The following is a 14,609-nucleotide window of genomic DNA, read 5'->3' as shown; positions in this document are numbered from 1 at the left end:
GCGTTCTGCTGGGTGACCTGGTCCATCTGGTTCACGGCGGTGTTGACCTCGGCCAGACCCACCGCCTGTTCCTGAGTCGAGGCGCGGATTTCGCCCATCAGGGTCGTGATCTCCTCGATCCGGCCGGCGATGCCCGTCAGGGCCTCGCCCGACTGACGCACCAGAACGACCCCGTCCTTGACCTGGGTGGAGCTGGCCGAGATCAGCGTCTTGATCTCCTTGGCCGATTCCGCTGACCGCTGAGCCAAGGCGCGCACTTCGGAGGCCACGACAGCGAAGCCACGGCCGGCCTCGCCCGCACGGGCGGCCTCGACGCCGGCGTTCAGCGCCAGGAGATTGGTCTGGAAGGCGATCTCGTCGATCACGCCGATGATCTGGCTGATCTCGTTGGACGAGCGTTCGATCTCACCCATGGCCGCGACGGCCTTCTGGACGACGACGCCGCCGGTCTCAGCCTGGGTCCGGCCTTGGGTGACAACGGTGTCGGCGGCTTGGGCGTTCTCGGCTGTCTTGCGCACGGTGGCGGTGATCTGGTCCAGCGCGGCGGCAGTCTCTTCCAGACTGGCGGCCTGTTGTTCGGTGCGGCGTGACAGATCCTCGGCGGCGCTGCTGATCTCATGGGCGCCCGACTGCATCGATCCGGCGTTGACGCCGATCACGCCGACGGCCTCGTCCAGCGCCGCCATGGCCTGGTTGAAGTTGCCGCGCAGCACGGCGTATTCGCCGGGGAAGTCGTCCTGGATGCGATAGGACAGGTCCCCGGCCGCCATGGCCGACAGGCCCCTGGCCGTGCCTTCGACGACAGCGGCCTGGACCTGGGCGGCCTGACGATCCGCCTCGGCCCGGCGCTCGCGCTCCTCTTCGACGGCGGTGACGTCCATGGCGAACTTGACGACCTTGTAGGGGCGTCCGTCGCTGTCCAGGATCGGATTGTAGCTGGCCTCGATCACCACACGCTTGCCGCCCCGGCCGTAGCGCACAAACTTGTCCGCCACGAACTCGCCGGCGTTCAGACGACGCCAAAACTCGGCATAGGCCGGCGTCTGCGCCTCGGCCGGATCAACGAACATCCGGTGATGCCGACCCACGATGTCGCCAAGCGCATAACCCACGACGGACAGGAAATTTTGGTTCGCGTCGCGGATCGTGCCGTCCAGACCGAACTGGATCACCGCCTGGGAGCGATCCACCGCGGCAAGCATGCTGCGCAGTTCGCTAACATCACTCGAATGGTCATCTCGACGCTTAAAGAGGCTTCGCATATGTGTCTTGGCTCCAACGCGAGCGCAAGGTTACGCGTGGAGGATTACGATATTGCTTCCAAATATTTCTCCCCCTAACGATCCACCAAAACCCTCGCGTCGTTTGAAATCAAAAAGCGGGGTTCGATGTAGCTGTCTGGGCTTATAGGTGTGGCCAGCAAGACCGGTTCGTCGAAGATTTACGACATCGCCCCTACGTAATCGACCTATTATATCTCGGCTGCGTCGACATCCGATCGTAGGTTTTCATCTAGTCGGGCAAGGGTTTGAAGCGCCTGGAAAAGCTCCGCCTCCGACAGCCCTTCTATAGTTCTCAAGCGTAGACGAGCTACACATTTTCCCCAGTCGTCTAACGCTTTTTCTCCAACAGCGGTGAGGCGATTAAGATTTGCGCGCCGGTCCCCGATAAGATCGGACCGGATTACCATTCCCTTGTTCACAAGGATATTGGTACGCTTTGAAAGCACAGCCGCCGATAGAGCGAGCGCGACAGACAGTTCCTTTTGGGTCATGCCTGATGTGTTTTCCTTAAGGAGCAGGAGCACAGCGATCTCTCCGCCTGTTAAATCTGACCCTAGCAGCACCTCGTCAGTGCGCGCGATCCACCGCCTGCTAAGGCCGACAACTGTATAGGCAAGGCGCATAGCCAACTGATCTCGACTTTTACAAACCTCTCCCAGGACGGTGGAATTTTTAGACTCGGTTAAATCGTTCAAATAACAGTAGCCCCCCACTCAGGATTTTAACCAATTTTTATATCAAACGCGGGCTTGTGAATAAGCTAAAGGTCCCGCTTAGCGCCACTTAAAGCATCCGACGTTTGCAATCTATTAAGTTATTGGATCACTCAGTCGAATCTTCGCGACTTTAGGTGGGATGGTAGTCGGGCTGATTTCATCAGAGAAGTGATTGCGCCCACATCAAAGTCGCCTGATAGCTTGATCGACGATCACCCTTCGTGAACGCGTTCAAGGGCTGGGTTGCAAGGCGGTCGGAAAGGTTTCGCCCTCCCCGCCTACTCCATCGCATCTAGCCGAGCCCCTTTTGCGCTATGATCGAATCTGGATCTAGCTTCGGCCGCGGTTGACAATGAGGTCCTGCAGCTTATGGCGCCCGCAGACAAGACACAGATGAGGCTCTGACATTGCGAAAGCTATAGTGACGTAACCCCGTGAAGAGCCGACTATGTCCTAACTCGGCGAGGCGTCGAGGTGGTTGCGCCAGGGGGTCCCTCCATCCTCATCTGCGTTACAATGGAGAGCCGCACGTCGCTCGTCTCCCTTAGCTCCAAACAGTCGGGCGCTTCACCTGAGGTCTTCGACTATAAGCCAGAAGGCCGGATGGCCTTTCGCGAACTGGCCGGTCATCTGGCGAGATGTTAAGTGGAGCAATCCCACAATGAAGGTAGGCTAGATGATCGACCAGATCGACGTAGAAATTGGCGAGAGGGTCCGGACCCGACGCGTAGCTTTGAACATAAGTCAGGCGAGCCTAGGGCGTCATATTGGCGTCACTTTCCAGCAAGTGCAGAAATACGAGAAGGGCTTCAACCGGATCGCAGCAGCAACTTTAATCAAGATTGCCGAAAGATTAGACACCACGGTCGCTCAGCTGTCAGGGGAAATTCGTCCTTTATCTTCCGAACCTGACCTACTCGTTGATAAGCAGTCGATTGCGCTTTTGAAAAATTTCAACCGAGCTTCCCCCGAGCGCCGAAAGGCCTTGCTGGAGGTTGCAGCCGCCTTTGCCCACACGACGGATTGAGACCGATTAGGACTCTACCTACAAACTGTTCGATGACCCGAGACGAGCGATCTGCAGCCTACCGGGGCCGCGGATGTCATTTCGGTGGCATGCTCCTCCGGCAATCACTCGCAATGGCGCAGTTAAGTTATCAACGTGCACGCGTACCGTGCGGTGGGTAGGCAAGCGCAAAGCGACCCCGCTCCCAGTCTTTTATCTTATGGCTCTGGCCGAGAGTTCCGTAGACCGAATTAAGCCCAATAGACGGTTAGCCGCATTCGCAGGGTTGGGAAGGCGCTCCCCATTGTCGGGATCTGCACATCATACCGCGTGTGATTGGTGTCAAAAATTTACGCGCGAGATTTTGGCCATTCCAGTCACTTTACTGGAGCGCCACGGACGAGCGAACTTAGAGAATTCGCATTCCCACCCACGCGCGTTCATCCGCCCCGTATATCTGATTGTGGGTCGCTAACCTTTATTCAGCATTAGACCGTAGTGTTCGTGCCGGAGGGGTGGAATCTATGTCTGACGCTTACAGGATCATCGCGAACGTACGGCAACGCGAGCTTAAAGGCCGCGTCGGATTGGCGATCTTCATCGCCCTAACAACCTGGGTTATAGCGCCGTCACCGTGGCCGATTCTTTGGCTTGGCGCAGTCATGGTTGGACAGGCAGCCGACTGGATGGCGTTTCGACCACTTCGTCGCGAAGGCGATTTGAAGAACCCCCGGCGCACCATGATCGCTGGATGTCTATCGTGTCTAGCGAACACGACAGTTTATTCCTCAATTTCCATCTACCTTTGGGATACAGGGGAAACTGGCATGGTGTTCGGCACCGTTCTCGTCGCCGGAGCGCTTTTGCATGTGACACTTCATCTCTACCATGTAAGAGCGATCCTTATTTGCTCGGCAACACCGCACGCCTTGTATTTCCTCGGCCTTCCGATTGGCCATGCCCTCCTGTTCGGATCACCGCAAGATTATCTGATCGCCGTCGGGTGCGTTCTTTACATGACCCATCTCGTTGCAGCGGTAAGGCAGAGTTCGACCACGATGACCGCCCTTCAGAAAGCGAACGAAATCGCGACGGAAGAAGGACGAAGGGCTGAAGTCGCAAGCGCGGCGAAGTCCGACTTCTTAGCGGTCGTAAGCCACGAGATCCGTACGCCTATGAACGCGGTCATGGCTGCCACAACCTTACTTGAGAAAAGCCGTCTTGACGCCCGTCAGCGTGAACAGATCGAGATGCTGAAGGACGCTGGAGACGTGTTGCTCGGCTTGCTAAACGATGTGCTCGACTTTTCGAAGATTGAAGCGGGAAAGATGGAGATCGAACCGACCAATACTGACTTTATGGAAAAACTTCAGGCTTTGAAAAGTTTATGGGAGCCAAAGGCGGATGCGAAGGGTGTTCGCATTGCTTTAGATATCGGCCCCGACGTTCCCGAATGCATCCTAATTGACGCGCTGCGACTCCAACAAATCCTGTTCAATCTGCTTTCAAACGCAGTCAAGTTCACTGATAACGGCGTGATAACGATCTCAGCCGAATGGAATCGCGAGACGAAGAGACTGCATATCTGTGTATCGGATACCGGATGCGGCATTCCTGCCGACCGGTTGCAACACATCTTCGATCAGTTCGAGCAGGCTGACGCAAGCACAACCCGTCGGTTTGGCGGCACAGGTCTTGGTCTGGCGATCGCCCGACGCCTTGCAGAGTTGATGGGCGGGTCGCTGACTGCAACAAGCATCGCCGGCAGAGGCTCTGAGTTCCATTTGGCATTGCCGACGGAGATCGCCGAGAAAATCCAGACGGCGACAAAAAATTGGGTCGAGGCCGATCTTTCCTGGCTTTCAGTCCTTGTCGTCGATGACCACCCCGTCAACAGGAGGATTGTCTCCATGTTGCTTGAACCTCATGGCTGCGCACTGACTTTTGCGGAAGATGGTGCTCAGGCGGTGGGCCTTTGCGAAACCACGCCCTTCGACATCATCCTCATGGACATGCAGATGCCCGTGATGGATGGCGTCACCGCCACTCGCGCAATAAAAACGGCCGGCGCGAATACTGAGACGCCGGTCATTGCCCTGACGGCGAATGCGATGGAGGCTCACCGCCAAGCCTGGCTTTCTGTCGGAGTCGACACGTTTTTGACCAAACCCATAGACCCCCGCGCGCTTGTTGAAGGCGTAGAACAAGCTTGCGCCACCTTGCGGCAAGTGGCCTAGTAAACCGGGTGCTCGAAATGTTGTTTTTCCGCTCGATAGTTGATGGCAGCGGTCGCCGGAAAGTAGGCGCGTTATACAGACTGTGGATAGATGAGCAGATCGCTTGCACTTAAAATAGCAGCGACGTTGGCCTCGCTATCGGCGATAGCGACACCTTCATTAGCGTGTCGTCAACCTCCGAACATAGGGTCGCTGATCGCCCGGTCGTACGACGCCGTCGTTGTCGTTAGAATTGAGACTGTCACGACAGTAGACCCTGACCGCGCTGACGAGGCTTGGACCGCCACGGCCGCTCCTATCGGTCTGATCGAAGGCGAAGTGCCGCCGCTGACGATTGAGCTCGGACACCGTGAGATGCGCAATTGCCGGGAAGGTCGCGCCGTCCCGACTGTAGGTGAGTACTGGGTTGCGTATATCGAAAGCAGCATTGAACCCGACACGGCGGTCACGAAGGCTTGGCCCTTAGCCCAGGCGCGGAAGATTGATCCAAGATTTCGCGAACGACTCGAAGCGTCTCGCGTGCCTTTAACTTCGCCTTTGAGCCCAATCTAGAACGCGGACTTAGATTGTCGTCCAGGGCAAATGGTGGAACCGCTGTGTCTTCTAGGGAGGCAGGGAACGGCATCTGCCCCATGTGCTTCATGGCTCACAGCCGGATCCGGACAAGATCGTTCTACCGCAGCCGACGTAGCACACAGGCAGGCTCGAAGGCCCTCCCGCGACGGCATCACGAGAGGGCGCGATCAAGCTGCTTCAATTAGGCGACGGCCTTCCAGGTCGGCTCCAGCGCCGCATGCGGAGGGCACGGAGCCACAGCCTGGATCGGCAGGCCGCCCAGCTCGTTGGCGTAACCGTGGTTGACGTCTCGGTGGTGGGCTTCATCTGCGCGGACCACCAGGACCACATCCCGCAACGTCGCGTCGTCCGGCAAGCCCCAGTAGGACTTGGCGATCTCAGGGGCCGGCACGTTCGGACTACGGCCCTCGTCGATTTCGGCGAGATAGTGAGTGTAGCTGATTACTGCCTCCTCTTCGAAATAGCCGACTACGCGGTGGGCCGTCTTTGAAGAGACGAGGTAGAGAACAAAGAAGAACAGGTAGAACACCCACTGCACCGAGACAATAACGAAGCGTTCGAACAGCGTCGGCTTAGAGATCTCGATGAAGGTCATCAGATGCATACGTTCATTCTCGGCCTCGTCCATCAGAGTCTTGATCCAACCCTTGTCGTCACACATTTTGCGCAAGCAGCTGAGGTGATTGATGGTGGCGCCGACCATCCCGGGCACGGCGGCGACCGTCTCCAGCACCACAGCGCGGTGGCCGTAGCGCTTGGCGAAGAAGGTGTCGGCGCACCAGCGCAGCAGCTTGGTGAAGCCGAAGGCGACCCGGTCCGACAGACCCTTGGGTCGGTGGTGGATTGAAAGATCGACGAGAGGCGCGGTCATAGTGGTCGTTCCAAATTATCAGGAGAGCGTTCCGGGCCGCTGCGGCGGCGTCTTGAAGATGCAATCGGTGTAGAAGCGACCGCCCAAGGCCGATATTTCGGTCTTCGCCCTAGGGGAAATCCCGGAGGCGCGGAGGCCGGTCGGACGGAGCAAGGAACACCAATGCGAGCTTTTCAGTCACCGCAGACCGCGCCTTCGGCCTTCATCCGCCCGGCCTCGCCGTGGCTGGCGGTCGCTGCCGCAGTGGTCGTGGCCGTGGCGGGTGCCGGGCTGCGCGCCGCTCTCGGCGAGCGCATCGGTGACCATGGCGCGTTTCTTGTATTTGTCCCGGCAGTGGTGGTCGGGGCCGCCCTGGGCGGCTGGATACCGGGTGCGGCTGCGGCCTTGATCGGCCTCGGCGCGGGACTGATACTTTCGCCCCTTCGTCCTGCGCTTTTAATCGAGGCCGCTTTGTTTGTCGGCGTGGCGGCGTCGGTGACCGTGGGCGGCGAGTGGTTCCAGCGCGCTCACCGCGAGCTCTCTGCGCGAGAGACCCACCTCCGGCTCATCTTGAATACCATCCCCGACGCCATGATCCTGATCGACGACGTCGGCCTGATCCGAGCCTTCAGCCCGACAGCTGAGCGCCTTTTCGGCTGGTCCGTCGATGAGGCGATCGGCCAGAATGTCAGTGTCCTGATGCCGGCACCCCATCGCGAGGCGCATGACGGCTATCTGCAGCGGTACTATCGGACAGGCGAGCGCCGCATTATCGGTCTCGGCCGGATCGTTGTCGGTCAGCGCAAAGACGGCTCGACCTTCCCCATGGAACTCGCTGTCGGCGAAATGCGCACCGCCGAAGGCCGCTTCTTTACCGGCTTCGTCCGCGACTTGACCGAACGCCAGCAGGCCGAGGCCCGGATGCAGGAGCTGCAGAGCGATCTCGTGCGGGTCTCCCGGCTCACCGCCCTTGGGGAGATGGCGTCGGCACTAGCCCATGAATTGAACCAGCCGCTTACCGCCATTTCCAATTATCTGAAGGGCTCAAAGAGGCTTTTGGCTTCGAGGGGCCTGGGAGAGGACCGCATCGCCATTGCTGTCGATCTGGCCGCGGATCAAGCCTTGCGGGCGGGTGTGATTATTCGGCGGCTGCGTGAGTTCGTATCCCGCGGCGAAACGGAGCGCGGCATTGAGGACCTGCCGAAGCTCATTGAGGAGGCCAGCGCGCTGGCGCTGGTCGGAGCCCGCGAACATGGTGTGCGGGTGCGGTTTGCCATCGGCCCCTCCGCCGATCGCGTTCTCGCCGACAAAGTGCAGATCCAGCAGGTTCTGCTCAACCTTATCCGCAACGGGATGGACGCGATGGAGGAGTCGCCAAAGCGAGAGCTGTTGATCGCCGCAGCCCCGGTCGACGCCGAACTGCTGCAGGTGTCAGTTTCGGATACGGGAGCGGGGGTCAGCGAAGATCTCACGGACCAACTATTCCAGCCTTTCGTCACCAGCAAACGGTCCGGCATGGGCGTCGGGCTTTCCATCTCCCGCACCATCATCGAAACTCACGGCGGCCGCATATGGTTCGAACCCGCCCCCGGCGGTGGGACCGTCTTCCATTTCACACTCCAGCGCGCTCGTATCGAAGAAGAGGCTGCCGATGGCGACTGACACCATCATCCACGTCATCGATGACGATGCGGCGGTGCGCGACTCTATCGCCTTCCTGCTGGAGACTGCCGACCTGTCCGCGCGGACCTACGAGTCCGCACTCGCCTTTCTTGCCGAGCAGGACCGTCCCGCAGGCTGCATCGTCACGGATGTCCGCATGCCCGATATGACGGGCCTCGAACTCGCCCGTCGATTGCGCGCTGACGGGTCGGCTGAGCCCGTCATTGTGATCACCGGGCACGCCGACGTGCCCCTCGCCATCGAGGCGATGCGCGCGGGCGTCCTCGACTTCATCGAAAAGCCGTTTGATGACGACGTCCTTCTCGCCTCCATCCACCGCGTTTTGGTTCAAACGGCCAAGGTCAGCGCTGCAGACACTGAACGGCGCGAGTTCGCCGCCCGGCTGGAGGCCCTGTCTCCCCGAGAGCGTGATGTCGTCGAGGGTTTGGTCAAGGGACACGCCAATAAGGTCATCGCCTTCGATCTCGGTATTAGCCCTCGCACTGTCGAGGTTTATCGTGCAAACGCGATGACGAAGATGCAGGCGGGGAGCCTTTCGGAACTGGTCAGGATGGTCATGACGGCCGGCTAGCGCCATGAACGGGCATTCGCTCCTGGACAACAAGGCGCATTCAGATCGCTTCTTGCCTTGCTGATAAAGTTTGGACTCAACCCATCGTCAGAAGCTGAGGATCGGCGTCGCTCGGCCTCTGCGACCTACAGGCATCACAAATATCTGTCCGCCCGTTGAGGTCGAAGCGCATAGGGCACAGGATCGCGCCGACTCTGCGAGGAAGGATAACTCCCCTGATGCCAAATGAGATGGGTTCCGAGACCCTCCTCGCCGCCCTGCGCGAAAGCGAGTCCCGCTTCCGGCTGGTGGCAGACGCGGTACCACAGATCGTCTGGATTACCGACGGTGCAGGCAGAACCGAATTCTTAAACAAGCAATGGAGCGAATACACCGGAGCCGCCTACCAACCGACGACTGCTACGCAGATTGCAGCGAACCACCTTCATCCCGACGACGAAGAGCCGACAGTCGCCGCCTTCGAGGTGGCGAAGCGTACGGGAGCGCCCTTCAAAGTGGAGCACCGCATTCGGTCCCACGATGGGACCTATCGTTGGTTTCTGGTCCGGGGAGAACCCTATCGGGACCCTGAGAGCGGCGAGATTGTGCGCTGGTATGGCACGTCTACCGACATCGATGATCGGAGGCATACGGAAAGCCGCTTACTCGAAAGCGAGGCCCGCTTCCGCAGCATGGCCGATAGCGCACCGGTCATGATGTGGGTTACCGACGCGTCCGGATACTGCACGCACCTAAACCGACGCTGGTATGAGTTCACCGGCCAGGCGCCCAATGCGGGCGAAGGGTATGGGTGGCTCGAAGCGGTCCATCCCGATGATCGGTCTGCGGCCGAGCAAGCCTTCGTTACTGCTAACGCCCAACAGGAAGACTATCGCGTCGATTTCCGGCTGCGCCGCGCCGACGGAGTGTATCGCTGGACGATCGACGCAGCGGCGGCCCGCTTCGGGGACGACGGCGCCTACCTTGGCTATGTAGGTTCCGTCATCGACATCGACGATCGACGCGAAGCCGAAAATCGACTGGCTGTCAGCGAGGAGATGCTCAGACTGGCTACCGAGGCAGCAGAGATCGGCCTCTGGGATGTCGACATGACGACGAACGCGATGTTCTGGCCCCCGCGCGTCAAGGCCATGTTTGGTATCTCGCCGGACGTGCCAGTCACGCTCGAAGACTATTACGACGGCGTCCACCCGGACGACCGTGAAGCGACCTTCGCTGCCTTCGCCGCCGCCTGCGATCCAACCCTCAGACTTCGATACGATGTGGAATATCGCACGGTCGGAAAGGAAGACGCCGCCATTCGATGGGTCGCAGCCAAGGGCGCGGGCATCTTCACCGAGGCGGGGGAGTGCAAACGCGTTCTTGGCACCGCGATCGACATTACGCCCCGCAAAGAAACCGAAGCCCGGCTTAAAGAGCTCAACGAAACCTTGGAGTTGGAGGTCGTCACGCGCACAGCCGAGCGCAATCGGGTCTGGGAGATGAGCCGAGACCTCTTCGCCGTGATGGGTTTCGACGGCCGCTTAAAGGCGATCAATCCGGCTTGGGAAACTACTCTCGGCCAAGATGCGGAAACGCTTCTGGCCCTATCCTTCCGCGATCAGGTGCATCCGCAAGACCATGCTTCAGTGGAAGCCGTCATGCTGCGTCTGTTGGCTGGCGAGACAGTCGAACGATTCGAGGACCGGCTGCGACATGCCGACGGCTCATGGCGCTGGATTTCCTGGACCCTAGTCCCCGAAGGGGATGTGTTTTACGCCGTGGGCCGAGATGTGACCGATGACAAAGAGCGCGCGGCGGCTTTGCGACTTCATGAGAACATCGTACAGTCCGATCGCTCGCCGATCTGCGCTTTTGATACCGACTACCGGCTGATCGCTTTCAATCGGGCGCACAACGATGAGTTCCGCCGGGTCAACGGCTTCGATACCCGGCTGGGCGACATTTTCCCTGACCTCTTCGTGTCCGAGCAACAGCCGGTCATACGCGCCTTGATGGCAAAGGCGCTCGGGGGCGAACGTTTCACCGTTGTTGAGGCGTTCGGCCGTCCCGAATTGGGCACGCCATCCTGGGAGATCACCTACACCCCCCTTCAAAATGACGCCGGCCAGATCATTGGCGCCTTTCACCACGCCCGAGACATCACCGACAGACTCCGCGCAGAAGCTGAGTTAGCGACTGCCCAGGAAGCGCTGCGGCAAAGCCAGAAGATGGAGGCGATGGGTTCCCTAACCGGAGGCGTCGCACATGACTTCAATAATCTGCTCACGCCGATCCTCGGGTCTCTGGATATGCTTCAGCGCCGCAGCGTCGGCGGAGATCGTGAACAGCGCTTGATCCACGGCGCGCTCGAGGCCGCCGAACGCGCCAAGACGCTCGTGCAGCGACTGCTTGCTTTCGCGCGGCGGCAGCCCCTGCAGGCTACGCCCGTTAACGTCGGAGAGCTCGTCTCAGGGATGGCTGAGTTGGTCTCCAGCACCACAGGGCCGCAGATCCGCGTCGTATTGAATATCGCCGACGATCTTGCGCCGGCGGTCGCTGACCAAAATCAGCTCGAAATGGCCATCCTGAACCTTGCCGTTAACGCGCGGGACGCAATGATCGATGGCGGAATGCTGCGAATTTCCGCGGATCTCGAGCACGTCGGTGCGGATCACCGGTCGGGCTTGCCTTCAGGTCCCTACGTTCTGCTCTCCGTGGCCGACAATGGATCCGGCATGGATGAGACGGTCCTTAGACGAGCGATCGAGCCCTTTTATTCCACCAAAGGCATAGGTAGGGGCACGGGCCTAGGCCTAAGCATGGTCCACGGACTCGCCTCCCAGCTTGGCGGCGCCCTCAGCATCGCCAGCAAACCGGGCCTCGGTACAAATGTAGAAATCTGGCTGCCCGCCACGACCGCTACGCAGCAGCCGCCTGTCGTACAAGACGACGCGAACACCGTCCGCGCCACGACGGGGACGGCCTTGCTGGTTGATGACGAAGACATCGTTCGCATAAGCACCGCAGCCATGCTGATCGACCTAGGCTATGGGGTGATCGAAGCGAAGTCGGCGGAAGAGGCGCTGCTACTCATTGATGAAGGAGAGACGTTCGACGTATTGATCACCGATCACCTAATGCCGGGGATGACTGGCGTCGACCTAGCGCGGGAGGTTCGAGGCCGCCGACCACAAGCCCGCATTCTGCTGGTGTCAGGCTATGCCGAGGTCGAAGGCGTCGCCGCTGAGTTACCCCGCCTGGTGAAGCCATTCAGGCAATCAGACCTCGCCGCCAAGCTCGCGCAGGGCGCAGAGATTATTTGAACTACTCCCTGAGGATTAGCACTTCGGGTTGCACATTATCGGTTATGCGGGTTCACGTCGTAAAGGCGACATTCCGAGCGAGCAGGGGTTCGCTTCGGCGAAATGCCTTTTGCGTACCCCGCTCGAAGCGGACAAGTTCGGTGTCTCTGGCGCAGTCTCTGCATTGTAACGCAGAGGAAACCGCCAGCGTCCCATATCAAGCCAGTTGCCCTATGAATCGTCAGTCGACCGCCCCTACCCTCTTACGGACAAACCACTTTCGATCGAACGGGGCGACGGCTCATGAGGTTGAGCACTCTGAGGATCAAGAGCTAGAGGATCTGATTTTTAGTTGGCGACGGGTAGCCGATCCGAAGCTGCGCCGGATCGCTCTTAATCTCGTCCGTTCGATGGCCTCCTGACCGTGCCGGTTTTACGAGACGGCGGGGCCGAAGACTGAAAGTCTTTTAGCGACCTGCACCGCGAGGCGCCGTGCCCACGCAGCGAAGCTGGTTGGCGTGGTTGCATCGCTTCGGCCAAGTTTTTGGCTCTTTCGCTAACGAGAGCAAGAGGGTCAGCGGCTACTTTGGTGACAAAGGGTAGCGTGAAACAGGCTCGTAGAAGCTGGACACGTGGACATTAAGCACACGACTGGATCCGGACGTGGACATATGGTCCGATCGGTTTCACGGCAAATAGTAGAGGTTCCGCTGGACACCAAGCGCCGCGCGTTAGGCCAAGGTGGCCAGAGCCTTTTGGCTGCTCATTCCGCGTGAGAGTGTTTCTTTTATACAAGCCCTGGCCGACAGCCTCTAGCCTGATAGGCTTTCATTGCAAGAGCGCCCGCCGCTCCGACACCAGTCGACAGAAGCGCATACGCAAGGAGACGATTAGTTCGAACGGTCGTGTAGGCGCTGTAGGGACGGCCATTTTGGTCCCCGTCCACATCGCCATCGGTGACTGGCTGATGCAGACTTCCCGTACTCTCCGTCACACGTTCAGTTTTATCGAGAAGCAAGGAGCCCACTTGAGATCCGACCCGATCAAAGAGTTTGGGAAAGATAGCGGCGCCAAGCACTTGGAATTTTCCGACTCCTCCTACAGTAATCGACCGACGGGCATGCTGGGCGGCATACAAGATGGCGTTAGCAACCAACTCAGGCGCGTACACCGGAGGCGGTAGACGTGGCCGATACCCGGTGACATTGCCGGCACGGCTCGGAAACGGCGTGCCGATGGCTGAGGGTTTGATTAGCGTTACCGAGATTGGCGCTTTGCTCGCGATCAGCTCTAGCCTGAGGGAGTTTGTGAAACCTTTCACCGCATGCTTTGAAGCTGTATAGGCTGACAAAACCGGACTGGGCATATCAGCATTTATTGAGCCTATATTGATCAGCGCCCCGCCCTGCCGCTTCAGTCGTTTCGCAGCTGACAACGAACCAAAAACTACTCCCCAATAGTTGGTTTCGAAAACTTTACGATGATCTTCTGTACTCACTTTCTCTAATTGGCCGTAAATGCCCACGCCAGCATTGTTGACCCAAGTGTCGATGCGACCAAAGCGCTCCACTGCCTGATCAGCTGCGGCCTCAACCGCTCGCTCATCCCCCACATCGCAAGCCGCAAAATCGACTTTGCCGCCCTCAGCCTCAATCTCCGCCGAGACAAGCTCCAGCGCCGTCAAATTGCGAGCAATCAAAAATACATTCGCCCCAGCTCGTGCGGCTTGCCGCGCCGTCGCTAAACCGTGGCCAGATGTAGCCCCGGTAATAACAATGGTTTGTTCAGACAGCGGTTTGAGATTGTAGATCATATGAACCGAACCCCAACCACGCTTTGAAGTTCCCCAGACCGCAGGCATCCGTTAACACCGGGATGCGGTTACCTTGGTTTTTTCGACCCATAGAGAGAAGGATCTTTTGACTGTATTCGAAAAGTCGATTTCGCATGGTAGTTACATTCTTGCCCAGCGAAATTTAGTCTCTTCCGCCAGTGACCTTTGGCGGAGCGGGCCGGACATCAACCTTTAGTCCGGCTTCAGCGAATGTGCTGCCGCCTTGGGTAAGTTGCTCGTCTAACAAGCGGCTCATGTGAACCATCTGCCTGGCGAGGTCTGACTGGTCTATAACCCCATCAGGGTGGTGGCCCGGCGCCCTTCGTGAAGGGTGGGGATTCACCGAGCCACCATGTTCCTACGGAGGAGAACGCCGTCCCATAGACTGAAGATGACGCGATGACCCGTTAATTGCAGTTCATGCGGGGTCTCTACGACCCTGGGCTTCAATTTTTCTAGGGCGACGTCGTTGGCAGATGGGCCGACAGAGCTGTCCGGCACAGACGAAGGCCCATATCGGCCGATAGCTTGAGACGCCTGAATGGCTAAGCGAGTTTGACCTTACTCAT

At 59.0% G+C, this 14,609-nt stretch carries 9 protein-coding genes; 5 read left to right on the top strand and 4 right to left on the bottom strand.

The features are described from left to right. Both RT123_RS05440 and RT123_RS15735 read right to left on the bottom strand, forming a co-directional pair. A partial coding sequence (locus RT123_RS05440; protein WP_313008245.1) for a methyl-accepting chemotaxis protein occupies positions 1-1,202 on the bottom strand: 1,202 nt, incomplete at its 3' end. A gap of 269 nt (positions 1,203-1,471) precedes the next feature. Further along, complete coding sequence (locus RT123_RS15735; protein WP_409514889.1) at positions 1,472-1,906, bottom strand: MarR family winged helix-turn-helix transcriptional regulator; 435 nt, start codon at positions 1,904-1,906, stop codon at positions 1,472-1,474. Between the two features lie 769 nt (positions 1,907-2,675). Here RT123_RS15735 and RT123_RS05435 point away from each other — a divergent pair. Beyond that, positions 2,676-3,026, top strand: coding sequence for a helix-turn-helix transcriptional regulator (locus RT123_RS05435; RefSeq protein WP_313008243.1), 351 nt, complete (start codon positions 2,676-2,678; stop codon positions 3,024-3,026). Positions 3,027-3,529: 503 nt separating this feature from the next. Then, complete coding sequence (locus tag RT123_RS05430; protein WP_313008241.1) at positions 3,530-5,242, top strand: ATP-binding protein; 1,713 nt, start codon at positions 3,530-3,532, stop codon at positions 5,240-5,242. A gap of 757 nt (positions 5,243-5,999) precedes the next feature. Here the strand turns inward: RT123_RS05430 and RT123_RS05425 are convergent. Further along, positions 6,000-6,689 carry an alternative oxidase gene (locus RT123_RS05425; RefSeq protein WP_313008240.1) on the bottom strand — a complete coding sequence of 230 codons (690 nt, stop codon included), beginning with the start codon at positions 6,687-6,689 and terminating at the stop codon, positions 6,000-6,002. Between the two features lie 162 nt (positions 6,690-6,851). Between RT123_RS05425 and RT123_RS05420 the strand changes: the two genes are divergently transcribed. From RT123_RS05420 to RT123_RS05410, 3 genes are all read left to right on the top strand, one after another. Continuing rightward, positions 6,852-8,330 carry a PAS domain S-box protein gene (locus RT123_RS05420; protein WP_313008239.1) on the top strand — a complete coding sequence of 493 codons (1,479 nt, stop codon included), beginning with the start codon at positions 6,852-6,854 and terminating at the stop codon, positions 8,328-8,330. Then, the gene (gene fixJ, locus RT123_RS05415) at positions 8,320-8,922 is read left to right on the top strand and encodes a response regulator FixJ (protein WP_313008238.1); all 603 of its coding nucleotides are present in this window, start codon (positions 8,320-8,322) and stop codon (positions 8,920-8,922) included. Before RT123_RS05420 ends, fixJ begins: the two co-directional genes overlap by 11 nt. A 218-nt stretch (positions 8,923-9,140) precedes the next feature. Next, positions 9,141-12,227 carry a PAS domain S-box protein gene (locus RT123_RS05410; RefSeq protein WP_313008237.1) on the top strand — a complete coding sequence of 1,029 codons (3,087 nt, stop codon included), beginning with the start codon at positions 9,141-9,143 and terminating at the stop codon, positions 12,225-12,227. 766 nt (positions 12,228-12,993) lie between these two features. On the opposite strand, the gene RT123_RS05405 is transcribed toward RT123_RS05410, so the two are convergent. Further along, positions 12,994-14,019: an SDR family oxidoreductase gene (locus RT123_RS05405; protein WP_313008236.1), complete on the bottom strand. Its 1,026-nt coding sequence runs from the start codon at positions 14,017-14,019 to the stop codon at positions 12,994-12,996. Positions 14,020-14,609: the final 590 nt, after the last annotated feature.

The sequence above is a fragment of the Brevundimonas vesicularis genome (assembly GCF_032067225.1).
Taxonomy (GTDB): Bacteria; Pseudomonadota; Alphaproteobacteria; order Caulobacterales; family Caulobacteraceae; genus Brevundimonas; species Brevundimonas vesicularis_F.
Note: the sequence above shows the minus strand (reverse complement) of the source record. Positions and strands in the feature narration are given on the sequence as shown.

What these genes read in the sequence shown, in the direction of transcription:
- RT123_RS05405 (WP_313008236.1), bottom strand. Translation starts at nt 14,019, where the DNA reads ATGATCTACAATCTCAAACCGCTGTCTGAACAAACCATTGTTATTACC.
- RT123_RS05420 (WP_313008239.1), top strand. Translation starts at nt 6,852, where the DNA reads ATGCGAGCTTTTCAGTCACCGCAGACCGCGCCTTCGGCCTTCATCCGC.
- RT123_RS05410 (WP_313008237.1), top strand. Translation starts at nt 9,141, where the DNA reads ATGCCAAATGAGATGGGTTCCGAGACCCTCCTCGCCGCCCTGCGCGAA.
- RT123_RS05425 (WP_313008240.1), bottom strand. Translation starts at nt 6,689, where the DNA reads ATGACCGCGCCTCTCGTCGATCTTTCAATCCACCACCGACCCAAGGGT.
- RT123_RS15735 (WP_409514889.1), bottom strand. Translation starts at nt 1,906, where the DNA reads ATGCGCCTTGCCTATACAGTTGTCGGCCTTAGCAGGCGGTGGATCGCG.
- RT123_RS05435 (WP_313008243.1), top strand. Translation starts at nt 2,676, where the DNA reads ATGATCGACCAGATCGACGTAGAAATTGGCGAGAGGGTCCGGACCCGA.
- RT123_RS05430 (WP_313008241.1), top strand. Translation starts at nt 3,530, where the DNA reads ATGTCTGACGCTTACAGGATCATCGCGAACGTACGGCAACGCGAGCTT.
- fixJ (WP_313008238.1), top strand. Translation starts at nt 8,320, where the DNA reads ATGGCGACTGACACCATCATCCACGTCATCGATGACGATGCGGCGGTG.